General features: G+C 54.6%; 22 protein-coding genes and 3 pseudogenes. 15 read left to right on the top strand and 10 right to left on the bottom strand.

The window, feature by feature from the left end; genetic code table 11:
* Nucleotides 1-232: 232 nt before the first annotated feature.
* The gene (locus tag KTE_RS29225; protein WP_201387661.1) at nt 233-829 is read left to right on the top strand and encodes a TetR/AcrR family transcriptional regulator; all 597 of its coding nucleotides are present in this window, start codon (nt 233-235) and stop codon (nt 827-829) included.
* A gap of 137 nt (nt 830-966) precedes the next feature.
* Here the strand turns inward: KTE_RS29225 and KTE_RS29230 are convergent, their stop codons facing one another.
* Nucleotides 967-1,659, bottom strand: coding sequence for a Type 1 glutamine amidotransferase-like domain-containing protein (locus KTE_RS29230; protein WP_201387663.1), 693 nt, complete (start codon nt 1,657-1,659; stop codon nt 967-969).
* A gap of 262 nt (nt 1,660-1,921) precedes the next feature.
* Nucleotides 1,922-2,305: pseudogene (locus KTE_RS29235) on the bottom strand (recombinase family protein); the annotation flags it as partial.
* A gap of 877 nt (nt 2,306-3,182) precedes the next feature.
* Between KTE_RS29235 and KTE_RS29240 the strand changes: the two are divergent.
* From KTE_RS29240 to KTE_RS29255, 4 genes are all read left to right on the top strand, one after another.
* The gene (locus tag KTE_RS29240; protein WP_201387665.1) at nt 3,183-3,887 is read left to right on the top strand and encodes a hypothetical protein; all 705 of its coding nucleotides are present in this window, start codon (nt 3,183-3,185) and stop codon (nt 3,885-3,887) included.
* Nucleotides 3,887-4,600 (top strand): hypothetical protein, encoded by a 714-nt coding sequence (locus tag KTE_RS29245; RefSeq protein WP_201387666.1) that lies wholly within the window; start codon nt 3,887-3,889, stop codon nt 4,598-4,600. The genes KTE_RS29240 and KTE_RS29245 overlap by 1 nt, the downstream gene beginning before the upstream one ends.
* Before the next feature lie 271 nt (nt 4,601-4,871).
* Nucleotides 4,872-5,708, top strand: a complete 837-nt coding sequence (locus KTE_RS29250) for a WD40 repeat domain-containing protein (protein ID WP_201387669.1) — start codon at nt 4,872-4,874, stop codon at nt 5,706-5,708.
* Nucleotides 5,709-5,868: 160 nt separating this feature from the next.
* Nucleotides 5,869-6,231 carry a hypothetical protein gene (locus tag KTE_RS29255; protein WP_201387671.1) on the top strand — a complete coding sequence of 121 codons (363 nt, stop codon included), beginning with the start codon at nt 5,869-5,871 and terminating at the stop codon, nt 6,229-6,231.
* Between the two features lie 248 nt (nt 6,232-6,479).
* Here the strand turns inward: KTE_RS29255 and KTE_RS29260 are convergent, their stop codons facing one another.
* Nucleotides 6,480-6,968 (bottom strand): DUF1579 family protein, encoded by a 489-nt coding sequence (locus KTE_RS29260; protein WP_201387673.1) that lies wholly within the window; start codon nt 6,966-6,968, stop codon nt 6,480-6,482.
* 643 nt (nt 6,969-7,611) lie between these two features.
* On the opposite strand from KTE_RS29260, the gene KTE_RS29265 reads away from it, so the two are divergent.
* Complete coding sequence (locus KTE_RS29265) at nt 7,612-8,148, top strand: VOC family protein (RefSeq protein ID WP_201387674.1); 537 nt, start codon at nt 7,612-7,614, stop codon at nt 8,146-8,148.
* The gene (locus tag KTE_RS29270) at nt 8,145-9,320 is read left to right on the top strand and encodes a winged helix DNA-binding domain-containing protein (protein WP_201387676.1); all 1,176 of its coding nucleotides are present in this window, start codon (nt 8,145-8,147) and stop codon (nt 9,318-9,320) included. The genes KTE_RS29265 and KTE_RS29270 overlap by 4 nt, the downstream gene beginning before the upstream one ends.
* Nucleotides 9,321-9,949: 629 nt before the next feature.
* Here KTE_RS29270 and KTE_RS29275 read toward each other — a convergent pair.
* Both KTE_RS29275 and KTE_RS29280 read right to left on the bottom strand, forming a co-directional pair.
* Entirely contained in the window at nt 9,950-10,771 is an 822-nt protein-coding gene (locus KTE_RS29275) for an alpha/beta fold hydrolase (protein ID WP_201387678.1), read from the bottom strand.
* A 167-nt stretch (nt 10,772-10,938) separates the two neighbouring features.
* A pseudogene (locus KTE_RS29280) lies at nt 10,939-11,569 on the bottom strand (transposase).
* 165 nt (nt 11,570-11,734) lie between these two features.
* On the opposite strand from KTE_RS29280, the gene KTE_RS29285 reads away from it, so the two are divergent.
* The 3 genes from KTE_RS29285 to KTE_RS29295 all read left to right on the top strand — a co-directional run bounded on the left by KTE_RS29285 (nt 11,735) and on the right by KTE_RS29295 (nt 13,798).
* Nucleotides 11,735-12,199 (top strand): winged helix-turn-helix domain-containing protein, encoded by a 465-nt coding sequence (locus tag KTE_RS29285; RefSeq protein WP_201387680.1) that lies wholly within the window; start codon nt 11,735-11,737, stop codon nt 12,197-12,199.
* Nucleotides 12,109-12,783, top strand: a complete 675-nt coding sequence (locus KTE_RS29290) for an IS630 family transposase (RefSeq protein WP_236600877.1) — start codon at nt 12,109-12,111, stop codon at nt 12,781-12,783. The genes KTE_RS29285 and KTE_RS29290 overlap by 91 nt, the downstream gene beginning before the upstream one ends.
* A 106-nt stretch (nt 12,784-12,889) precedes the next feature.
* Entirely contained in the window at nt 12,890-13,798 is a 909-nt protein-coding gene (locus KTE_RS29295; protein ID WP_201387682.1) for a WD40 repeat domain-containing protein, read from the top strand.
* Nucleotides 13,799-13,901: 103 nt separating this feature from the next.
* Here KTE_RS29295 and KTE_RS29300 read toward each other — a convergent pair whose 3' ends face one another.
* From KTE_RS29300 to KTE_RS49010, 4 genes are all read right to left on the bottom strand, one after another.
* The gene (locus tag KTE_RS29300) at nt 13,902-14,321 is read right to left on the bottom strand and encodes a cytochrome P450 (protein WP_201387684.1); all 420 of its coding nucleotides are present in this window, start codon (nt 14,319-14,321) and stop codon (nt 13,902-13,904) included.
* A gap of 405 nt (nt 14,322-14,726) precedes the next feature.
* Nucleotides 14,727-15,713 (bottom strand): hypothetical protein, encoded by a 987-nt coding sequence (locus KTE_RS29305; protein WP_201387685.1) that lies wholly within the window; start codon nt 15,711-15,713, stop codon nt 14,727-14,729.
* A gap of 250 nt (nt 15,714-15,963) precedes the next feature.
* Nucleotides 15,964-16,641 (bottom strand): hypothetical protein, encoded by a 678-nt coding sequence (locus KTE_RS29310; protein WP_201387687.1) that lies wholly within the window; start codon nt 16,639-16,641, stop codon nt 15,964-15,966.
* A 75-nt stretch (nt 16,642-16,716) separates the two neighbouring features.
* Entirely contained in the window at nt 16,717-16,839 is a 123-nt protein-coding gene (locus tag KTE_RS49010; protein ID WP_255552999.1) for a hypothetical protein, read from the bottom strand.
* Nucleotides 16,840-17,010: 171 nt separating this feature from the next.
* Between KTE_RS49010 and KTE_RS29315 the strand changes: the two genes are divergently transcribed.
* From KTE_RS29315 to KTE_RS29325, 3 genes are all read left to right on the top strand, one after another.
* On the top strand, nt 17,011-17,595 hold the full coding sequence (locus tag KTE_RS29315; RefSeq protein WP_201387689.1) for an IS607 family transposase: 585 nt from the start codon (nt 17,011-17,013) through the stop codon (nt 17,593-17,595).
* Complete coding sequence (locus KTE_RS29320; RefSeq protein WP_201387692.1) at nt 17,582-18,880, top strand: RNA-guided endonuclease TnpB family protein; 1,299 nt, start codon at nt 17,582-17,584, stop codon at nt 18,878-18,880. The genes KTE_RS29315 and KTE_RS29320 overlap by 14 nt, the downstream gene beginning before the upstream one ends.
* A 104-nt stretch (nt 18,881-18,984) precedes the next feature.
* Nucleotides 18,985-20,028: an RNA polymerase subunit sigma-70 gene (locus tag KTE_RS29325; protein ID WP_201387694.1), complete on the top strand. Its 1,044-nt coding sequence runs from the start codon at nt 18,985-18,987 to the stop codon at nt 20,026-20,028.
* An 80-nt stretch (nt 20,029-20,108) separates the two neighbouring features.
* Here KTE_RS29325 and KTE_RS29330 read toward each other — a convergent pair whose 3' ends face one another.
* Nucleotides 20,109-20,675 carry a dihydrofolate reductase family protein gene (locus KTE_RS29330; protein WP_201387696.1) on the bottom strand — a complete coding sequence of 189 codons (567 nt, stop codon included), beginning with the start codon at nt 20,673-20,675 and terminating at the stop codon, nt 20,109-20,111.
* 336 nt (nt 20,676-21,011) lie between these two features.
* Between KTE_RS29330 and KTE_RS29335 the strand changes: the two are divergent.
* Together KTE_RS29335 and KTE_RS29340 are read left to right on the top strand one after the other, a co-directional pair.
* Nucleotides 21,012-21,932 (top strand): annotated as a pseudogene (locus KTE_RS29335) (alpha/beta fold hydrolase); the annotation flags it as partial.
* Between the two features lie 327 nt (nt 21,933-22,259).
* A complete protein-coding gene (locus KTE_RS29340; protein ID WP_201387700.1) occupies nt 22,260-22,682 on the top strand; it encodes a MarR family winged helix-turn-helix transcriptional regulator in 423 nt (140 codons plus the stop codon).
* The last annotated feature ends 86 nt before the right edge of the window (nt 22,683-22,768 follow it).

Consider the following 22,768-nt stretch of genomic DNA (forward strand, 5'->3'; position numbering starts at 1 on the left):
ACCCCTGCATCTGATGGCTGCCGCATTTCTCGAGTGAACAGAAGTATGTCGGATAGACAACGCTGTTATCTAAGCAACACATTCGTGTATACTACACAGGAGGAATAGTAAGCTGTCTCTGAACTGAAAGCAATCAGCAAACAGACCGGATCGTTGTTTAGACAACACCAGAGGGCAACTGTTGCATTTCAGAGGGGGATTACGAGGACCTTTACCAGGGTAAGGAGGGAACATGACCACACCGGCTCATGAGAATGATCCACGGGTCAAAAGGACCCGTCAGTTGTTGCTGCAAGCGTTCATCTCATTGCTTGAAGAACGACACAACATTCACTCTATCTCAGTGCAAGATATCACAGAACACGCAACGGTCAACCGGGCCACCTTTTATGCTCACTTTGAAGACAAATATGCTCTCTTAGAGGTCTGGATGCGCGAGAAGTTTCACCATGCGTTGGAGAGCCAGCTTCCCGCCACATCCACCTTGCAGATGAGCACCTTGCGCCTGCTTATTCTCGCCGTGTTCGATTTTCTTGCCCTCTGGCAGTATCACCTCAAGCCAGCCGATAGGCAGTTTGTGCCGTTCTTCGAGGTCGCTTTGCAGCAAGAACTCCAGGAGGTCCTTCTGCACTGGCTGAACCAGGTCCCATCGTCGGTGCCCGTCTACCAGGAAATAGTAGAAACCACGGCGCTGATCATCAGTTGGGCCATCTTCGGTCCCGCAGTGCAATGGAGCCGTGGAGACCAGACCATCACGAAAGACGTGATGGCCCAGCACGTTTTGGCCGTCGTGATTGCTGGCTTGTCACCTGTTGTTACTGTTACTTGACCGATACTCTAGTACTACTTTGGTAGTTTCGTGTCTGTGAGCTTGTAGCAAACAATCGAAGCTGAGCACTGCCGAGATATTTCGTGCTCATATTGGCTCTCGATATAGCTCGTCAGTTACAAACTAACAGAGTAGTATTAGGGCGCCGACTGCTTCCAATGACCCTCGGAGATGACGTTGACGACGCCATCAACCACTTGTATAGCGGTTTGATCGTCAATCAAGTATGTCGGCACCGGCATGCTGGCGGCCCATTTTTCAGCGTTGGCCATGGAATTGTCTGGCATAGAAGGGTAATCCAGATGCGGAAAGATCGCAAAATCAACCAGTCCCAGCGTTCTATCGCCACCGGTGGGCGGCTTCCAGCGGACGAAGTCCTCCCCGATGCTGGGGGCCATCACCATGCTCCCGGCGCTCAGTCCCACATAGACCATCTCGCGCGGCAGCTCCGGCAAGAGATCGGCCAGTCCGGATTGCCGCATCCAGTAGCACAGATACATGGGATCGCCGCCTTCCACCAGCAGGACATCCGTCTCCTGGACCAGCGGGAGCCAACGCTCTTCACCGATACTGGGCAACGCGGTGAGCTCCAGCAAGCCCAACGACTTCCACCCCAATTCGCACATGGAGGTGTATCCGTCAGGGAATGGAGCGGTGTTGGTCTCTCCGCGGATCAGGCGGGCGACCATGGACGAACCATTGGTGTTGGCGTGCAGCGCGGTGGGAATGTACAGGGCGCTGGACTCAGCGATCGGTTTGCCCAGGAGCGCTACCAGCGCGTCATGGATACTGGTGTTGGTGATGCCACCCGAGGTGAGAAGAAATTTCATAAATGGTTCTCCTTGCCAATTTCATGGGAGCCGAAAGGCTCCTCCAGTCCCTCTCTTTGAGACTGAAGCAGAACTCCCCCAGAACGGAACGACTGTGTTTCTGCCAACATGGGTCGTCTGCTCTCGCTATCAGTCTTGCACACAAAGGTCTTCCGCTCCCCAATTGCATGCAAGATATCCTACCATCTTACAAAGCAAAAACTTCTCCTATCTTGCTCTTTTGGCCATGCAGCATTACCGCCGCGCATTCCAAAACACGGTCTAATCCGGCCTTGGTGCGTTCCCGGATCAGATCCCGCTCGAACTCAGCGAGCGCGCCCATCATGTGAAAAATCAGTTTCCCGCCTGGAGTGGTGGTATCGATCTTCTCCGTGATGCTCACAAAGTCGATTTCCCGCTCCTTGAGCGTGTTGAGGAATTCGATCAGATGCTTGAGTGAGCGACCTACTCGGTCCAATCTCTAGACGACCAGCATATCACCTGGTCGCAGATAGGCCAGCGCCTCATCTAATCCCTTACGCTCAAATTTAGAGCCAGTGATTTTATCAAGGAACCATTTCTTGCATCCCGCTTTCTTCAAGGCATCGATCTGAAGCGCCTCATTCTGTTCCTATTTGGAAACCCGGACATAACCGATATACATCATTCCCTCACTTTCGTGTCAGAACTCATGAAAATACCGATCAATTGACACGTTGACTCTGCCATACGTTTTGGCACTGTGCAATGAGCAGAGAGCCGTATGGTTTCGAGAAGGAAAGAAGGCATGTCAAAAACGATCGATTTTGAACCATTCGCTTGACGCGTCATTGAACCGTCTGGACAGACGAAGCTGGAGCGGATGGCGCACGCTTGCAGGCTCGTCTCCCCTTTGCTATACTCACCCTGTTGGGGAGTTGAGGAAGACGTTCATTGTGGAGTTGTGGAGAAGAAAGGACGCCATGCCAAAGCCAGCCGCTCATGCTCTGCTCTGGTCTCCCGAGAACCAGTGCTATTTTTTGCATACCCTCAACCAGCCACCACTGCCCATGCTTCCAGAAGACAAGGAAGCGTGTGGAGGGCCTGGTTGGCGACGCATGCCTCCTTTTCCTTTCAGGGCCAACATAGTCATTTGAATGTCCTCAAAGAGGGTCGGTCTCGTGGGAATGGCTACTGGTATGCCTATCACACCCATTCCGGCCAGACCCGGAAGCGCTATCTGGGAACCGATGCGACCGTGATCCTGGTTCGTTTAGAGGAGATGGCACAGGATCTCCACGAGGACCAGCAGAAGCCGTCGTCGTTCCCCTCGCGCGTGCTGGAGGCGAGGCCTGTTTCCTTGCAGCTCTTCCCTGCTGGTAACGAGACCCCTTCTCGCCTCGTTGAGCCTGGTGACTCCTTCGATGATCCCGACATGCTGATGGTGCTGACCAGGCTGGTTCCTCCCCCTCTTCCTGCCGCTCTCGTGGGACGGGAGCGTCTGCTCTCGGCTCTGGAGACCGCGCTGTCTCGCCCACTGACCCTGCTCTCTGCCTCTCTCTCGCTTGCGGGTGCGCGGGCACCTGGTCGAGATCCGCGATACCGATCTGCGCTTTACGCGGGAAGAAACGCAGCGCTTTCTCACGCAGCGCATGGGACTGGCCCTCTCGGAGGCCGACATCACGCTGTTGGAAGCGCGCACCGAGGGCTGGATTGCCAGCCTTCAACTGGCCGCCCTCTTCCTCCAGAAACAGACGGACCTCTCGGCTTCAGTGCACCTGCTCAGTGGCAGCCAGCGTTTCCTGCTCGATTATCTGCGCGAAGAGGTGCTCTCTGGTCTGCCGGAAGACATGCAACATTTTTTGTTGCAAACCAGCGTGCTCACCCAATTGAACGCCTCTCTTTGCAATGCCATTCGGGGCAGAGAGGATAGTGATCGCTTGCTGGACCAGGTAGAACGAGCCAATCTCTTCCTCCAACCCCTCAACGAGAGTCGGCAGTGGTACCGCTATCACGCGCTCTGGGCGCAGGCCATGCAACACGAGGCACCTCGTCGCCTCGGAGGGACTGCTGCTGTGCAAGGGCTTCACCGCAAAGCCAGTCAGTGGTATGAGCAACAACAGATGCTGCCAGAAGCGATTGAAGCGGCTCTCCGGAGCGAAGATTTTTCCCATACAACGACATTGATCAAGCGCTTTGTGGCTCCCAACAGCTTTCGGAATGAGTATCATCTGCTGCGCTCCTGGTTGGAACAATTGCCAGGGAGGTAGTGCGAACCCAACCAGAGCTGTGTTCCCTCTTTGTGCTCGCGACCATGTTTACGGTTGATCGACGTTCACCAGCCGTCCAGGAACGTTCTGAGCAGCTTCTCCAGTGGGCAGAGCAGGGCTTTGAGGTACAAGGGCAATGGGAGCAATTGGGGGATGCGTTAGAACTCCACGCCGAGTTGGCCTTCTATCAAGAGGATTTCCCGCGGGCACTCACGTTAGCGTACCAGGCGCGGCCCCATCTTTCCAGGGAAAGTGTCCTCTATCCCGACAATCTGTTGGCGAACGCGTTAGAGGCCTTTCTTGCAGGTGAGGTTGATGGAGCCTGGCCATCGCTCGTGGAAAGCCTCGAACTCTCAAAGCGCATCAATTCTGTTGTGAACGTGTTTTCGACGTTCCTCTACCTGGGAGGTATCTGCCTGGAAAAAGGCGAACTCCAGCAGGCCTCCCACTACTATCATCAGGCCCTGTCCTTCATTGAGCATGACCAGGAGTTATCCCGGCAACAATTTCTGGCCACCGGGAACATGGACCCTTTCTTCACCTCATGGGTCTATCATAGCCTTGCTCAGCTTTCCTATGAACGCAATGAGCTGGCTTTGAGGACAATGCCGGAGGAGGCAGTCCATATATTTACCTCGGGGGGGCTTATCCAGGCTCGCCTGTTGCACGCATCTGGAGAGACCGCGCGCTCGGGGCGCCGCTCCTGGGGATAGAGCGGATGGTTGGCAAGGCACCGCAGCGTCCCGTCTGGTTGCAGAGTAAAGGCGGAACCAGAGAAGCCATGGGTAAAGGTATGTTGCTGAGGTTGGAAAGAGTAACAGTGGTGGCTCGCTTGATCAGTTTCGAGCAGTAGTCTGGGATCTCCCGAGTCGGAAGCAAATCTGGAAGTCTCCGCCAGTTGGACACCTTGGCAACACCTCTTATCCTAGTGCCCTTGCCCCCAGTGGGGCCTCTTTTGCTCTCTGCCAGGACATCGGCGAGAGTTTGCACTACGATAGCAGTACGAATACCATCGTGCAGATCTGGGATATTCAGAAGAACCGCCTGATCAAGGACTGGAATGTTCAAGGTTCTTCCCCTGGGCCAGGGCAGACAGGAGATTTTGCCGTCACGACTCTCGCCTGGTCACCAGATAACACACGCCTTGCCGTGATCTGCACTGGCGGGTTTGTTCAGGTCTGGGATGTGACAGAGGGTTCCCGCCTGTGGACATCTCCCATTTCTAATGGACGAGGAGTCTCCGTACAATGGTCTCCTGATGGAACCACGTTGGCCTTGTGGACATTTAACGAGCAGATGGAGATGCTGGATGCGCATACCGGCAAGCGCCTTTTCCAAACCGCTGCGCTGAATTTCTCCCAACATGATGTAGATGGGCTGAGTCGTGGTATTACTCAAATCAGTGAGTCTCTGGTCTGGTCTAGCGATGGCACACGCCTGGCCATGTTGATCGACGAGCAAAGCACCTCTGTGGTGCAGGTCTGTGATGCCCGCACAGGTCAACGTCTTTTTACCTGCCAGCACTTTGAGGGGCGGTTGACTGGCTGCTCCTGGTCGCCGAATGGGCGCTATCTGGCTGCGGGGAATATTGCTGGTGGCTCTTCTGCAGACGAAACCTTGGGAGAAGGCTCGACCATCCAATTCTGGGATGCTCAAAACGGAAAAGCGCTTTTCTCTTATCAGGCACCCAGGGCTTCCGAGCGATTGGCCTGGTCTCCCGATAGTCATTTCCTTGCAACTTACAACCCTCAAGACTATGGGCATAGGGGAATACACGTCGATTTCCTTCATTTTGCTCTTCAGGTGTTTCAGGTCGTGTGACTGGGAAGTTCCACTCCCACCACGCCACCGGGAAGAGATTCATCGTTCTCGTCAGTCTCCCGTACATGAGGAGTAGCCCTCACCCCACTTTCAACCTGAGCACTGGTAGCCCCTCCTGGCCTTCCTTCGCGTAACCGGATTACGGCGGCACGAAGTGAGAATGCTGCACGTTGCACACATTCAGGAGCAGCCAGATGGACATGTCGTAATTCATGTGCAGGGGAAGGGCGGAAAAGTGCGCCAGGTCCCGGTCATATTAGGGCAAGAAGCAACCGTGCTCAGCCTGGTGCAAGGCAGGAACGAGGAAGAAAAGGTCTTTCCCCATATCTCCAGTCACCTCGATATCCATGCCTACCGGCGGCAGTATGCGCAGACACTCTATCGAGAACTCTCGGGACTGCCCCTTCCACCTTCCGCTGGTCGGCTTCCACGCGGCATTCTCGACGAGCAGGCCATCCTGGCCGTCTCACGAGCGATTGGGCATAACCGACGAGATGTGGTCCTGACCTACTACCTGCGTTAATCACGATACCATTCCAGGAACGACAAGGTTCCTGTTCATATACATTTCCATTCACTGGCTCATCGGGTGCGGCAAGTTTTTTTGCGCGCCCAGAAGGCCTATGGGCAGAGGATTGTTGAAAAGGAGAATTCAGTCCCAATGGGCAAAACCGTGCAAGATTCCATCAACCTGAGTACGATTGACGCATCAGCCTCCCTCATCCTATCATTTCTCACAAGATGAGGAAGGCGAATCACACAGAAAATTGTCTAGCTGAGCTTCGTATACGTGACATCGAAGTCGTGCTCCCACGTGGAACCATCACGTGATTTCTCCCAGCAGGCAGTGATCGTTTTGCCGTTCTGGTTTACTGTGCCCTCATAGCGCTGCCAGAATCCTGGGGCTTCTCTCCACATCTTCCACACACCTTCCGAGAAGCTCATCCCATAGATCCTCGAAACGCTTCGCGAGTCATAGTAGAGCACGGTATAGTTTGGAGCCGATTCATCTCGACCGATGAGCCAAAGGGCAGCGGGCGCGCTTGGTGGTTTGTCGCCCATGCGCATCAGCAAAAAAGCTCCGTTCTGCACCCATTCGAAAGAGATTGATCCTTTTGCTGTATCGGATGGGTGAGGAAGAAAAGATGCATTGGAAAGTTCCATTGTCCAATCGCCAACCAATCCTTCAAGAGATTTGAGTGCAGGGTTTGGCTGAGACGGAGGTGTCTTCTCTTGTGCATGAGTAAATTCATCTGTCATCCGGTTTTCTCCTTTTCCTTTCAGAGGGGACAGCTATTGCACAGATAACCCTAGTATAGGGCAGGAAAAACCGAAAAACTTCTTCTGTTTTGCTCTCATCAGCAGAGGGCTCGCATCATGTCGAAGTTAGCTTGCCCTGTCAGTTCGCTGCTGAAAGGAGGCCTCTCCGCGTATCGATGCGAGGTGCACATTCCTGCCAATGCAACAGGTTATAAGGTGCATGAAATTGGGAGTAAGATCCTGAACGTTTCGAGCGCTTGACGATCTCAACAAACGGACCAGCCTGTTGAAAAACCCTCCGATGGATGAGTATACCTGACAATTACACTACTATTCACGCTCAGATTTTACACGCCACCTGTAAAATGATGAGCTAATTCGGACTTTTTCAACAGGCTGCGGTCGATTTTGCAACTTGTCAGTCTTCGTGCGCAGAAATGAGCTATGAACTGGTGTCAGTCGAATGCCGCCGCCAAGGTCACCCTGCAAACGGATCTGCTCAACGACGATTGGGCTATCCCTCAGTGGTTGCGCGCTTTTCCTTCGCCACCAGCCTTTTAATAGATATCCCCAAAGAAGGGTCGATTCTGACCTCCTTTGAGGATATACTGTCTCTATCGAGACAATATAGAAGGAGTACAATATGACGACACTACCAAAGAACGTGCAACCAATCCCTGATGGCTATCATAGCGTGACGCCGTGGATCATTTCACGAGACACGGCTCAGCTCCTTGATTTCATAAGCAAAGCATTTGGCGCGCAGGAATTGGGACGGGTCTACAACGAGGATGGCACCATCGGTCATGCCGAAGCCAAAATTGGCGACAGCATCGTTATGGCCTTTGATGCGCAAGAGGGATGGCCTGTTACTCCTTGCTTCCTGCGCCTCTACGTCCCCGATGGGGATGCCGTGTATCAGCAAGCGCTTGCTGCTGGAGCGACCGCGGTCTCCGAGATGACTACCCTGGCCTTTGGCGACCGCGTGGGACGCGTCCGCGACCCCTTTGGTCATTTGTGGTGGATTCAGACCCGCCTGGAAAACCTCACCCTTGAGGAAATGGCAAAACGTGCCGCAGAGCCGCAGTATCGCGAAGCGATGCGCTCTTTTCAAGCATCTCTTGATCAGGAGATGAAGCACCGAAGCGAAGCCGAAAGCCACATGGGTGCCTCTCGATGATGCGATCAACAACAGGGGAACTCTCCCTCTCATGGAGCCAGGTGACTGCTCGTAGACTAGTTCGCCAAGGGCTCGACATCCCCTCACAGAGCGCTCGACCAGCAGATATCGTGAGAGCGCTCTGTGGAGCGCACGCTCAGGTAGTATCTGCGGCCTTCTGGTCCATCGGGCTACGAGGTACCTCTCTCACCTCGACAGAGGTCAAAGATGCCCTGTGGACCGAACATAGCTTGGTCAAAACATTCGGCCCACGCGGCACGGTTCACCTGCTCGCGACACAAGATCTGCCTCTATGGGCTGGTGCGCTTTCAGCGATACCTCCGTCCCACAACGGTCATCGCAAAGAGGTACGACTTACTCCCGAGCAAACCGATGAGGTCATCAAGGCCATTGCTGCCGCGCTTGTCGATACCGAGTTAACCATTGACGAACTGAGCGATGCGGTGATTGCTGCCACCGGCCCCTGGGCTGGCGAGCGGGTCATGCCTGCTTTCAACGATATGTGGCCTCGCTGGCGCATGGCTCTAGCTCAGGCTGGCTTTCGCGGCGCGCTGTGCTTTGGCCCCAATCGAGGTACCAAAGTCACCTACACCAGTCCGCGAAGGTTTCTCCCAGCATTTGCTCCCCTGGAAGAACGAAGAGCGCTCGTTTGGCTGCTCAAGAGCTATCTCTCTGCCTATGGGCCAGCCACACCTCAGCACTTCGCACAGTGGCTGAACGCCCCACGGAGTTGGGCAAGGGAGCTATTCAACGCTCTTTCTGATGAACTTGAGGAAGTTTCAGTCAACGGCAGTCTGGCATGGGTGGTGGCTGGAGATACCGCCTTCCCGTCCAGTTCGCTTCAAAGCGTCCGGCTCCTTCCCTACTTCGACGCCTATATTGTCGGCAGCCAATCGCGGGAGCTGCTCTTTCCCGGACAAGCCGCCCAACGTGCTTTGACTCCGAGTGGACAGGCGGGAAACTACCCGGTGCTCCTCATCAATGGAATTGTCGCAGGGGTCTGGCATCAACGGCGCTCTGGCCGCTGGCTTGATATTACCGTAGAACCATTTGACCAACTCACCGCAATTCAACGCCACGAACTCGATGGGCAGGTAGAGCGTATGGGAGCGTTTCTCAATACTCAACCTCGATTGACTCTTGGTCCAGTCATTGCAGGCGCACATGCATGAGTATGCGGCTATCCCATTGTCGAGGAAGCCTTTGCTTGCTTGATAATGGGACAGGCATACAAGAAGTTTGAATGTGGGATGCAACAAACGAAGGTTTAGCCGCAATACCCAATCAGGCTCAACCTCCACTAATGCGGCCGCGACCGTCGTCGAGACGCGAAATTTGGCTGAGTCAACGACTCTCACACGTCTCTTCTGTGCTTGCTTTTGAGAAAGCTCTTCCTCTTCTGAGTGTATTCGTGCGCAAAGCGTTTCACATCTGTGAAACAACTGTAATTTTCTCAGCATGTGAAAGATAGATACGTCAGGTAGAATAACGTACGGGGCATCTCGTGCTGATAGTATGCGTCGCGAAATGGAGGTACTGAGCCCACTGCACAAGTCAATATTTCATAGCAGTGTGGTACTGTGGGAGCTGCGCTGCTAAAGCACGCGCTTATACCATCTCCGGGTAATGGGTGATCAAAAAAGGGAGTGGAGGCTGTTCCCAGCGCACCGTCCCATCTCTTTTGTAAATCACGGCTATCAAGGTTTTGGGGTCAGTACAGATCAAATGGCGAGGAGTTGCGTCAAAATCCTCGCCCGATGGTTTCTCAATTTCTTATGAGAGGAGAGGTGCGGCTGCTCAACTATTCCTGTGCTTGCCTTCCGCCAAGAAAAGGAGAAAGAACTGGGAGCAGCAGATCAGGTTGGTCGACAATGTTGTAATGGGTAGCGCCAGGCAAGATGGCGAGTTGTGAGGGGATGAGGTTTTCACCACTCCAACCGGCATCCTTCAAGCCACCGCCAAGGAGGTGGAAAAACTCGGCGGCGTGCGAGGGAGGAAATGAATCCGAGTCGCCAGCGATAATTAAGGTTGGAGTTTTCAAGGCGGAAACACTGTCTCTCCAATCATAATCCCGACTCATGGCTTCCCTCATGGTGGCGACAAAGCGGAAAAAATCTTCTGGCTTTGGTGCGACACGCATATAGGCTTCGTACATGGGAGTCCCAACGAGGGATTCGGGATCGATGGCTGCCATGCCTGCTAGAATTTCGGGATACCAGCCGGTTCGTTTGAAGGGAATAGAGATCACGACGAGTTTGTTGACGCGTTCTGGATGGCGAATGGCGGTCTGGAGCGCCACGATGCCCCCAAGAGAGTAGCCAAGAAGATCGGCTGTTGCGAGTCCGAGATGCTCTATCAGACCCACGATGTCATCGGCCATATGCTCAAATAGGAAAGGGCGATCGGTGAGGGCTGTACGCCCGTGCCCGTACAAATCGACTCCGATGACCTGGTGGTTCTGAGTGAGCGCGGGAGAAAGAGCGGCGAACATATCAAAGGTTCCAAAACCACCATGCAGCATGATTAACGGCGAGCCCGTGCCATGAAGCTCATAGTAAAGATTGATCCCGTTGACAGGAGCGTATTTTCCTGCTGGATGGTTCATATTGGATGGCGTTGTCATGAGCAAAAACTCCTCGATTTTTGTGTAATGACAGGCGTGCTTACAAGATGCCACGCACCTATTCTACCGCCTTGGAAAGAAGAAAACTTCTCCCATCTTGCCCTTCTTGCACATACATACCAGGCACGCATTGCTCCACCAGGCACCTCGCTCGGAGGGTAAGGAAGTCACCTCAGCATCGCGAACGTAGTAGGCCACCAGTGGAAAAGTGTAGCGCGACGTAGATATGCTGGATCGTTTTGAAGGGTGACACAGCGCGCAGCTTGCACTTCTTGCAGTTCATCCAGCATCTTGAAGTGACGATTGGCGATAGCCTCATTGGAGAGTGGCCAAAGGCGCTCGCAGGGCTGCAACTCTGGTGAGTAAGGTGGCAGAAACACCAGATGGATGCCGTCAGGAATCACCAGCGTCTGACTGCTATGCCAGCCGGCACCATCCCTGACCCTGGATGATGCGCCGATCAGGGCCAGTCCACAATCCACCATCAGGAGAGATTTGCTCAAGCAATTGGCGTAACTGATGCTTTTGTCCGCTGGAAAGAAGAGCTGGAGCGCCTGCGTTCTGTTTCCGCTGATCGGCAAGTACCTGCGGCCCACCTTGGTTGTAGCGACGAGCAAGTATCCGAATCCAGTTAGCACAGTAGCCGGTGCTCTCTGTCACCTCCCTGACGCGTTTCCCCTGAGCCAGCAGCCAGATGATCTGAAAGTGACTGCGTTCGACAGGGCAGGCTGCCTTTCGGTAACGATTCTCCAGTTCATCAATACTGATGTGCGCAGCAATGCAGACATATTTGGGCACTGGCTTCTTCTCCTCTCAAAGTGAAACCTCTTCAAGATAAGGTTCTTCTAGCACTTCGTTTTTGGGGAAGGTCAACAGTGCTTTTGATCATTCTTCAGTCGGATTTGGTATTATATCAAATCCGTTTAGGCCGTGTATAATGTGGGCATGGCAAAAAGAGTGACAGTGAAGACGGAACTGACAAGCGAGGAGCTTCATGAGCGTTACCGAAGCACTACTGATGCTGTTGAGCGGACGCATTGGCATATTCTGTGGTTGATGACGGAGGGCCACACCCCAAACGAGATTGCGACCATGCTTGGCTACACGGCTCGATGGATTCGGACGGTCGTCGGACGCTACAATTATGGAGGCGAAGCCGCTATCCGAGATCAGAGGCTCACCCTTCCAGGTGCCCCCTGCTTGCTCACCGTCGAACAGCAGAAAGAACTGGATCAAGCTTTAGATCAGCCTCCTGCTGATGGGGGGCTCTGGAGTGGCCCCAAAGTCGCAGCTTGGATGGCAGAGCGCCTGGGTCGCGAAGTGGACCCTCGTCGCGGCTGGGATTACTTGCAGCGGCTGGGCAGAAGCACGCGCGTGCCACGCCCACAGCATGCGCGAGAGCGACGAAGCGACACAGCAAGCTTTTAAAAAAACTCCCAGAGGAGGTCGAAAAGCTCCAACAAGCGTATCCAGAGGCGAGAGTTGAACTGTGGAGTCAGGATGAACACCGCATCGGTCTCAAACCGATCCTACGCCGTGTCTGGGCCCGAAAGGGGACCAGAGTGCGAGCAATGGTGCGACCTCGCTATCAGTGGATGTACCTCTACGGATTTGTAGAGCCAGAGAGCGGTAAGACCAGTTGGTTACTCATGCCTACCGTCAACACAACGGTCTTTTCCCTGGTTCTCTCCGCTTTTGCCCAAGAACAAGCAGTGGGACCGAACAAGCACCTGCTCCTGGTCCTGGATCAGGCAGGCTGGCACAAGAGTGCCGATCTGGTGCTTCCTGAAGGTCTGCACTTGCTCTTCTTGCCAGCGCATTCGCCAGAGTTGCAACCAGCAGAACGCTTGTGGCCTCTCTCCAATGAACCACTTGCCAATCGGGTCTTCACTTCGCTTGACGAACTGGAACGGGTTCAGGCCGAGCGCTGTCGCTGGCTCCAAGCTCATCCTGAGTGCATTCGCGGGCGCGCCTCCTTTCATTGGTGGCCTGCTTCTCTAAACACTACTTAAACAGATTTGACATCATTCTTCGCTCATGATTCATGAGAGACCAGGTTATCTAAGGTCGACATTCCATTGTGGACCTAGATAACCTGCAATTTACAAGGAGGCTTTAATGGTCGGTCTTCTACACCAAGTTTTGGATCCTAATAGACAGCCCATTTATGCACTGGCTTGCTCTCCTGATGGGCGATATATTGCCTTCGGAGGTGATGGATGTGAGGTACACATTTGGGATAGAGGGAATAGAGCAATAGTTTCCACCTATCAAGAACATGAGAGTAGTATTTGCGCATTGATTTGGACCCTTGATGGAACAAGATTGGTTGTTGGATATGAGAGTGGGCAGATAGATATTTTGGATACTTTGGCACAAAAGATTATTTTCTCTTATCACGGGCATAGAGAGACCATCTCAAGTTTAGCTTGTTCTCCTGATGGAGAACGAATTGCCTCTGCAAGCTATGATCATACTGTACACATTTGGGATATTCAAACTGGACAAGTAAGAGGAATTTATGAAGAGCATATGGATGCCGTGTTTGCAGTCTCTTGGTCATCTGATGGAACACATATAGCAAGTGGAGGCTCATACGACGATGTTGTGTATGTTTGGAAGTGGGATACTCTAGAAACCATCATTACCTATTCAGGACACGGCAGTGAGATTCGGTCTGTGGCTTGGTCACCTGATGGTCGGTACCTTGCATCTGGATCTGCTGACAAGACAGTGCAAGTGTGGAATGCGTTCACTGGCATACCTGTTTATACTTATCGTGGACATGCCGCAAGTCCTCTAGGAAATGTCTGGTCTGTAGCCTGGTCTCCTAATGCGAAATATCTTGCCTCATCTGGCGATGATTGTACTGTGCAAATTATTGATGCACAATCAGGAAAACATGTAGTGACGTTTAATGGGCATCACGGCCATTGGTGGATTCGGTCGTTTGTCTGGTTTCCTGATAGCACTACTCTCGCATCTAGCGATCATGAGGGAGTCTTATCAATTTGGTCTATAGCATAGTGTACATTGTGGTCTTAACCCAGAAACGTGGATTTCATTGGTGGCCCTCTTTGAGACACGGCTTAAACGGATTTGATATTACATATGATGGCACGGCTCGACGCTATGGCGTTTTCAGAAGAAACTGCTGAATCACGTTTGTGCGCTGCTCTTTCTCTGTTGTGAGATCCACCATGGCCCGCGTCCATGCACGGAACTGCTGGCGGTCTGCTACGGGAATGCCCAGCAGATCAGAGATCACGGTGAGCGGCAGTGGATAGACAAAATCCGCGATGAGATCCATCGCTCCCTGCGCTTGGATGGCATCCAGCAGGTCATCGGTAATCTGTTGGATATGCGGGCGTTGGTGCTCAATCATGCGCGGGGTAAAGGCTTTGGAGACGAGATGGCGCAACCGAGTGTGGTCGGGCGGATCAACCATCAACAGCGTGCGCAGATCGAACGTTCCCCAGGTCTCATCCCGTTGCTCCTCTGATTCTGCGAGCTTGCGGCGATCCTTGGTGAAACGTAGATCAAGGTCCAACCTTTGTGCAAACCGCTGTAGAGTTTTTACGCAAAGGCATAGCCTGTCAAGTACGCCCAGATCATAACCAGGAAGGCTACCTGGTACAAACTTCGGCCAATTCACCAGCGAGAAACCCAACCAATTGGGGCGAGCGTCAGCTCACACTGGATCGGCAATCTTGCCTGGCTGTTGCAACAAGCTTCATAGACCCTTGAAGCCCGGATGGGTGGGGAGCCGTCTACGTAAGGAGGTCACCGTGCCACACGGGCTTCAAGCGCTAACCCTGGCTCTCCCGCTACCTCCATCATTCTACTCCTTGAATGAGTTGCCATCGTGCATTCTTCTGCCAATTATTATATGAGCGCTACCCCTATGAACAAGCCATTCCAGCTCGTTGCCAGCCTCCTCCCAGTGGCATCTGCGTTAGTCTCGTGCTAAATACCAATCCAGCACTCGTAAGGCGCGCAGGGTGATCCACCGGCTCGGCTGGCCCTCCCTTTCGTCCGTCTCGACCAGCATCTTACCAGGGTACTGGGTCTCGAGCGGCCACCGGCCATCGCCGTCGCGCTTCGACACGACCAGGTCGATCGCCTCGGCTACGCGCTCATCGGGCGTGACACCGGCGCGGCGCAGGTATTCGAGCCCCCGCAGCACGTCGTAGTGCCACCAGGTCGGGAAGGCGAAACGCGTCCACACAGCGTCGCCTTTGCGATCTCGCTCGATCACCTCGCCGGTTGACCGCCGACGGAAGAGGTGGCGCTCCAGGAGGTACTCCTGCCCGCGGAGACGGGCCGCGGTCAGCGCCGGGCTGCCCCCGCCCGCTCGTTCGTATTCGAGCAGGGCTTCGAGCACGCAGATCGTGGTGTTGAACGACGATCGCATCGAGCCATTGGGCGCCTCGCAGTTCCAGCCGCCATCGGCCAGTTGTTCGCCGAGCAGTCGGTCGATGATGCCCCGGACATCCTGGCCGAAGTAGGCACCGCTTGCCGCCACCTGTCCGTTGATGCAGGGCTCGACCTCGCCGGCAAAGAAGGGGTTGTCGTCCGCTTCCTGTGGACCGCATCCTTGCCACGTCACGCGATCACGAACGAGGCCCACCGCCCGTCGTGCCTCGGAGCTTTCGGGATCGAGTCCCATCTCCCGCAGGAGCGACAGGACGTGCATCGTGGAGTCCCACCCGCGACTCCACGCCGCGCCGCCCCACCGCCCGTCGGGCGCCTGAAGGGCGAGCAACCGCGCGCCGGCGCCCTCGGTTGCGACCCTTGCGCGCTCGGCCGCAACCTCTTCGTCGGGCGCATCGGTCAGGTCTCGCATCACCTGCCAACGGATCGAAGGGTCAGAATCAAGCAGCCACCGTATGACCGAACTCTTTGGCTTCGGGGCCTGCCATTTGGGTGAATGTGTCGACATCTGCTAATGCTCCTTCCTTTGGTGAAAAGACGCTGTTGATGGCTTCACTCGTATGATACCTATTTCGTCTCGCCGTAGCAATTTGGCATCCGCCCAAGTCTGTCCAGTATCTGGTCTTGTGCAAACAAGACGTTCTTTGCGTTCGGGTTCGCGCACAATGTCGAGCGGCGCGGCACCCTGAGCGTAGGATGAAAATACATCCTTGTCGGGATGCGCGAGATGCGGGAACGTGGCGTGAGACGCTGACACCCTACCTGACGCCGACGGTCAGGTCTTTGTCTTCCATTTCCCAGGCGTGATCTAGCGTGTGGTATGCGGTGTGCCGAATCAGATACCGCAGCGGCCAGGTTCGCGCCATTTTGCCTTCAGCATGGAACGCCCGAATGGCGTTGCGATAGGCGTTGTGGTGCGCTTGCAGACTCTCGTCGATCAGCATCGCCCCTTGGGGAGTGAGCACGCCGACCTTCTGTGCCCACTTTTGCTCCACGGCAATCGTATGATTGACGATGTGATCCCGATCACGCCCTCCCCCTCGCGGACCCTTCCGCATCTGAGCCGACACGCGCAAACGCACGTCATCGAAAAACGCCCAACACGCCTGCATCAAGGCCAGTTCCCGTTCCAATTCTCCGCTTGAGAGGTCTTGCCTATCGATGCTTGAGAACGCGAACGAGATGCCCCAGAAGTCGGTTGAGCCCATGCCCGGATAGTGCTCGACTACGTCAACCGTAGTGAGAACTGCAAACGCTGCATCCATCCCAGCCAGCTTCGCCACCTGGGCATAGCGTGGAAGATAGGCTTGCAACCTTTCAACTGCGGCCTCGCCGGTCTTCGCACCACGCTCGAGACCGGGCCAATCCGGCGCCACTGCCGCCACCTTCTTGCCTTTGGGTCCGATTTCGAGCGTCACTCGAAGTTGATGAGCCATCTCTGCTCTCCTTCCAGTCAAGAGGTTACGTTTTTGCCCCTTTGCCTTTCTGCTTCTTTTCTCAACATGGTACCATCAAAAGCGGTCAGAACCGACCCTGATATCGACGGCTTCATCTTCCAGCGTGACGTTTTTTGCCTCATTCGACTGCACACCCCTGAGTCTCGGCATCATATGGCAAGGTGTCTGTTTTTTCAATGCTGTCCCTCCTTTGTCTGACAAGACAGCATTTTTGCCAAGATATCTGAGAATCACGCCTGAAAATGCGTGAAAATGGTCGCACTTTTGGCCCATTTCAGGTATTGAAACAGATCATTGATGATATAGCGAATCCTTGACAATCACTGAGAATCATGGTACACTTTTCCTATGAAACTCAGTGATTACGCAAAACAACAAGGGGTCCGCTATGAGACGGCCTGGCGCTGGTTCCGAGACGGCAAGATTCAGGGTCGACGCGTGGGAGCGCACACGATCCTGATCGATGAACCTGCAAGATCCGCCAGCCCGGTGAAAGCTGTGACGGTGGTGTACACCCGCGTCTCCTCAGCCGAGAACAAGGCGAACCTGGACAGTCAGGCGGAGCGGCTCGTGGCGTACTGTGCGGCTCGTGGCTATCAGGTGAGCAAGGTGGTCAAAGAAATTGGTTCGGGGGTCAACGACAATCGGCCCAAGTTTCTGGCGCTCCTGGCTGATCCCAACGTCGGGCGGATTGTCATTGAACACAAAGACCGGGGGACGCGCTTTGGCTTTCGCTATATTGAGACGCTCCTCACCGCTTGCGGGCGGGAAATCGAGGTGGTCAATCAGGCCGAAAATGAGACCGAAGATCTGCTCACCGACCTGACGAGCATCATTTATAGCTTCTGTGCCAGACTCTATGGGCAGCGTCGAGCGAAACGAAAGACCGAGCGCATTGTCCAGGAATTGGAGGCGCAAGATGCACCTGGTTGAAAAGCATGTGATTGCGCAGACCGATCCGCGCTTTGCCTGCGTGGATGCAGCCTGTTTTGCCTCCAAGAATCTCTACAATGCCGCCCTCTATGCGTTGCGTCAAACGTTCTTTTTGACCAACACCAGCCTCTCCTATCCTGCGCTGGATAAGCGGATGCAAGAGCACGAGGCATACCGGGCGTTGCCTGCCAAAGTCGCGCAACAGGTGCTCAAGCAGGTCTGCACCGCCTGGTCGAGTTTCTGGGCGGCGCTTCTGGTGTATCGAGAAGCCCCGGCAACGTTCGTGGGGCGTCCTCACCTCCCAACGTACTTGCCCAAGGCGAAGGGGCGTAACCTGCTCGTCTATACCATGCAAGCGGTGAGCCGGGGCAAACGGACCCTGGATCGGGGGATCATCCAGCCCTCGCAACTGGGCATCCAGGTGAAAACCCGGCAAGACCCCAAAGCCATCGCGCAGGTGCGCGTGGTTCCCAAAGTGGGCTATGTCGTGGTCGAGGTCATCTCTGAACACGAACCCACCGTCACGGCGGTTGATCCTGATCTGCTCGCCGGACTCGATCCGGGTATGGATAATCTGGCCACGCTAACTTCAAACAAACCAGGCTTTGTTCCGGTGATTGTTAACGGGCGTGGCATCAAATCCTGTAACCAGTATTATAACAAACAACGAGCAGTGTTCCAGAAATCCCTGGGACATCCTGGCCGAAGTCGGCGCGTGGAACAGTTGACGACTCGACGCAACCGGCGGATCGAGCACGACCTGCATACGGCCAGCCGCTTCCTGATTGATCTTTTGGTCGCCGAGGGGATCGGGACGTTGATCATCGGCAAGAATCCGTTGCAAAAACAAGCGATCCGCCTAGGGAAGCGCACCAATCAGCACTTTGTGCAGATCCCGCATGCGCGCTTCATTGAGATGCTGCAGTATAAAGCGGAACTGGTCGGCATTGGCGTGATCCTCACCGAAGAGTCGTACACGAGCAAAGCCAGCTTGCTTGATCTCGACCCCCTGCCCGTGTATCGCAAAGGCGAGCAGGTGGCCTACCAGTTTAGCGGCAAGCGCATCGAGCGGGGACTGTATCGAGCAGCCGATGGGCGAGTCATCCATGCTGATGTCAATGGCGCAGGGAATATTATCCGCAAAGTAGCTCCTGGAGCTTTCGAGCGCAAGGGAGTAGAGGATGGGGAGTGCAGGGTCCATCTGCCGGTAGTCCATCCGGTGAGGAAGTCATTCCCTCACAAACCCGCTCGCGAGAAAATCCTGGCTCCTGTCAGGATTCGCTAGTCGCGACGGAACTATACTTGCTCTCTCCAGCATCGATGCCCCAATCGCCGGTCGGGCATCCTGAACGAGATAACGCGGATCTCCCGGGAGGAAGAGGTATTGTCATGGAGACACCAACCCAAATCACTCTGGTGCTCGCTGCTCAAGCGGGCGATCAGAAGGCGTTCGAGACCCTGGTGGGCGTATATCGGCGTGAACTGCTCGTACATTGTTATCGGATGCTGGGCTCGCTCTCCGACGCCGAAGATCTGGTGCAAGAGACCCTGCTGCGAGCATGGGAGAAACGTGCGACGCTCACCAGCCCGCAATCCTACCGTGCCTGGTTGTACCGCATCGCCACCAATCTCTGCCTCAATCGGCTCGCGCGCGCTCCTCGACGGCTCTTGCCATCAGAAACCCATCCACCGAGCGATCCCAGCAGCCCTGCACCACCACGGCTGCGGGAGCCGATCTGGCTGGAGCCGTTTCCTGATGATCTGCTCGCAGATCCCGGGGCCGATCCCGAAGATCGTGCGGAGAGGAGCGAACGAATCACCCTGGCCTTTCTGATGGCGCTGCAGCACTTAACGCCAGTGCAACGGGCTATTTTGCTCTTGCGTGAAGTGCTGGAGTGGGAGGCCTCCGAAGTAGCCGAATGGCTCAACCTCTCCGTTCCCGCTGTCAATTCCGCCTTGCAGCGTGCTCGACGTGCTTTGCGCCAGCGCAACGTTGGAAGCGAGGCGGAGATGGTCCTGCCTCGCCCTCAGTTACAAGAGCTTCTTGACCGCTATGTGACCCTCTGGGAGCAAGCAGACATCCCCGGTCTCGTGGCGTTACTGCGAGAGGATGCCTGGTTCACCATGCCGCCGCTTCCCGCATGGGTCCAGGGAAGAGCAGCTATCGCTACACTGTTCCAGACGAGTCTGTTTACTCCCGGCCAACAATGGCATCTGCTTCCAACGCGCGCCAATAGCTGTCCAGCGTTCGGCCTCTATCGGCGGGAGGCTGGGGCAGACGACTCTCAGCTTTTTGGCCTGGTGGTTCTGGATGTGGAGGGCACCCAGATTGTCAGCATGGTCGCGTTCCTAGAGGTGTCCAGCCTCTCATTCTTTGCTCTGCCGCCCAACCTGCCACACGTACGCAGATCGATGGATGAGCAAGGCTCGTGACATCCCCCGTTCACCACAGTACTGGCGGAGCTCGGGAAACGTTCCACGCATGATGGAGATGCGCGGAGCTCTGCTCCCCATCAGTACTGTGGTTCATAGGTGAGATTGACAATGCCTTTAGAGAAGCTCTTTGTCGCAACAAGCTTCAAGGCGGCGGTTTCGCCCTGCCGGAAGAGCTGTTTGCCCTGCCCGAGAACAAGCGGATGGATCGAGAGATCGAGGACGTCGAGCAAGTGGTGCTTGAGCAACGTCTCTGCGAGAAGACCATGCCCATAGATGAGAAGATCGCGTCCTTCTTGCTGCTTGAGCTTGGTCACTTCAGCGATCACATCGCCTCGAACAAGCGTCGAGTTGTTCCATTCGACTTTTTCCAGCATTGACGAGAACACATACTTTGGCATGGCATTGACCCTGTCAGACCACGGGTCAGGACGTCCCGGCCAAATCTTGGTAAAGTCCTCATACGTCGTGCGGCCCATCAACAGCGCGCCGCAGGAGAGCGCTTGGTCCAACTCGTACAGCAGATACGCCTCGTCGCGGTAGGGAGAAAATCTGGAAATGTGTCGATCCCTATTCTCTTCTGAGATGGCTGCTCCTTCGAAAACGCCGTCTAACGAGACGACGGTATGTGCGATAATTTTACGCATAAGATGGTGTCCTTTCCTCTTCAAATTCGATGTGCGAGAGGGATCAATCCCCTTTCACCTCTAGGACACTCAATTGATCCCAAACTCATCGCGAATGATCAGCAAATTTGGGAAGAGGGCGGTAGCCGCATCGATGAGCGCAAAAGGTAAGAGGAGAAGAGGATTTTCCGCAGATTGGTATGATGGCAAAGGGCACCAATCACGCATCATCCCAAAGCAACAAAGTACCGCTACAGCGGTATGCGGCAAGATTGAGCCCCTTTCAACTGGCAGCACGAATACGATTGGCGCAAGCAAGAGGCGACACTCAACAGGTACACGTAGTTTCGCACAGACCTCGATGGCTTGAGCATTCATTTTATCCATGAGCGGGGCAAAGGACCGAATCCACTGCCGATCATCCTCACCCATGGCTGGCCCGATTCGTTCTACCGCATGCACAAGATCATCCCCATGCTCACCGACCCGGAAAGCTTCGGAGGCAATGCGGCTGACTCTTTTGATGTGATTGTTCCCTCCATTCCTGGTTTTGGTTTCTCCGATCCAGTGCGAAAGCCAGGCTGGGCGGTGAAACAGACGGCGGAGTTGTGGGCCAGTTTGATGCGAGACGTGCTCGGCTACCAACGCTATGCCGCGGCTGGTGGGGATTGGGGCAGCCCCATCTCCCAACTCCTGGCGCTCAATAATCCCACATCGGTCATCGGCATCCATCTGACCGACATTGGCTTTCAGGCCACCATGAACCTGGACCCATCGAGCCTGACGCCTGTCGAGCAAGAGTACCTGAGAGCGAGGCAGCAGAGATTCTTTCAAGAGGGTGGATATGTCATGATCCAGTCAACCAAGCCACAAACGCTGGCCTATGGCCTCTCCGATTCGCCTGTCGGGCTCGCTGCCTGGATCATCGAAAAATTCTATGGGTGGAGCGACGTCGATGGTGCTCTTGAGCGTAAGTATACGAAAGATGAACTGCTTACCAACATCATGATCTATTGGGTGACTCAAACGATCAATTCCTCGATTCGCTTCTACTATGAGGAAAGCCACGCGCCATCCCTCAAAACGGGGCAGCGCGTCGAGGTTCCAGTGGCAATAGCCCTCTTCCCCAAAGATACTCCTGCTCCTCGCGCCCTTGCGGAGCGCACCCTGCGTATCGAGCGTTGGACAGAGATGCCACGAGGTGGGCATTTCCCTGCTCTAGAGGAACCAGAACTGCTGGTAGAAGACCTGCGGGCTTTCTACCGTTCTTTGCGGTAGTCAGATCAGATGGCAATCAACGGACACGCACAAGGGAGGGAGAAAGGGCCTTTCTCCCTCCCTTGTCTGCAAGATCAGTCGTGTGATCACAAGTCGTGTCGGAGCAGCCACTCATGATACCATGAGCTGTTCGCACCCGTTTTAAGGCAGATAGCCGCAGTGGCGAAACCACCCATGAGCATCGTTAGCAGTAATAGTGAGAAGTGCTTGTTACTGCAACACAACGCGATCTCCTGTACAAGTAATGCGTCCTGGCTCGATATCTTTTTGTGTGCTCAGTCCTGACAGGCCCTTGACATCTGCTAAATGCGGGTATATACTTGCATTATGAAAAGCACATTTCCCTGTCATTGCACAACGCTGCGCTACGCAGCACAGACACTCACCGAGGGCTATGATCGAGTTCTTGCGCCCAGTGGTCTCAGGGTGACCCAATATGTGCTTCTGAGAAGCATTCTTCATGAAGAAGCTGAGCAAAGCCTTACCGAGCTTGCCCAAAGGCTGGGAAGCGATCGTTCGACCATTGGGCGAAATGTGCGTATTCTCGCACGCGATGGGTTGGTTTCTCTCAGGAGAGGGAGCGATCGACGGGAGCATACCGTCCACGTCACCCAGAAAGGACGTGAAACTTTTTCTCTTGCCACTCCCTTGTGGGAAAAGTCTCAGACAGCTGTTGAAGAGACACTCGGAGAGGATCAACTGAAAACGCTGAGGACGCTCCTTTCTCAATTGGAAGAGATACGTATCTAATTTTTTGTCCAATGCGGGTATATACCCGCATTGGACAAAAGGGGGGTCAGCCATGAAGGTGAGTATTGCTGACCCCTTGAGCTTGA

Source organism: Ktedonobacter sp. SOSP1-85 (assembly GCF_016587415.1).
Classification (GTDB): Bacteria; Chloroflexota; Ktedonobacteria; order Ktedonobacterales; family Ktedonobacteraceae; genus Ktedonobacter.

Coding starts and splice junctions, on each gene's coding strand:
- KTE_RS29225 (WP_201387661.1), top strand. CDS start 233: ATGACCACACCGGCTCATGAGAATGATCCACGGGTCAAAAGGACCCGT.
- KTE_RS29230 (WP_201387663.1), bottom strand. CDS start 1,659: ATGAAATTTCTTCTCACCTCGGGTGGCATCACCAACACCAGTATCCAT.
- KTE_RS29255 (WP_201387671.1), top strand. CDS start 5,869: ATGCTGCACGTTGCACACATTCAGGAGCAGCCAGATGGACATGTCGTA.
- KTE_RS29260 (WP_201387673.1), bottom strand. CDS start 6,968: ATGACAGATGAATTTACTCATGCACAAGAGAAGACACCTCCGTCTCAG.
- KTE_RS29265 (WP_201387674.1), top strand. CDS start 7,612: ATGACGACACTACCAAAGAACGTGCAACCAATCCCTGATGGCTATCAT.
- KTE_RS29270 (WP_201387676.1), top strand. CDS start 8,145: ATGATGCGATCAACAACAGGGGAACTCTCCCTCTCATGGAGCCAGGTG.
- KTE_RS29275 (WP_201387678.1), bottom strand. CDS start 10,771: ATGACAACGCCATCCAATATGAACCATCCAGCAGGAAAATACGCTCCT.
- KTE_RS29295 (WP_201387682.1), top strand. CDS start 12,890: ATGGTCGGTCTTCTACACCAAGTTTTGGATCCTAATAGACAGCCCATT.
- KTE_RS29305 (WP_201387685.1), bottom strand. CDS start 15,713: ATGTCGACACATTCACCCAAATGGCAGGCCCCGAAGCCAAAGAGTTCG.
- KTE_RS29310 (WP_201387687.1), bottom strand. CDS start 16,641: ATGGCTCATCAACTTCGAGTGACGCTCGAAATCGGACCCAAAGGCAAG.
- KTE_RS29315 (WP_201387689.1), top strand. CDS start 17,011: ATGAAACTCAGTGATTACGCAAAACAACAAGGGGTCCGCTATGAGACG.
- KTE_RS29320 (WP_201387692.1), top strand. CDS start 17,582: ATGCACCTGGTTGAAAAGCATGTGATTGCGCAGACCGATCCGCGCTTT.
- KTE_RS29325 (WP_201387694.1), top strand. CDS start 18,985: ATGGAGACACCAACCCAAATCACTCTGGTGCTCGCTGCTCAAGCGGGC.
- KTE_RS29330 (WP_201387696.1), bottom strand. CDS start 20,675: ATGCGTAAAATTATCGCACATACCGTCGTCTCGTTAGACGGCGTTTTC.
- KTE_RS29340 (WP_201387700.1), top strand. CDS start 22,260: ATGAAAAGCACATTTCCCTGTCATTGCACAACGCTGCGCTACGCAGCA.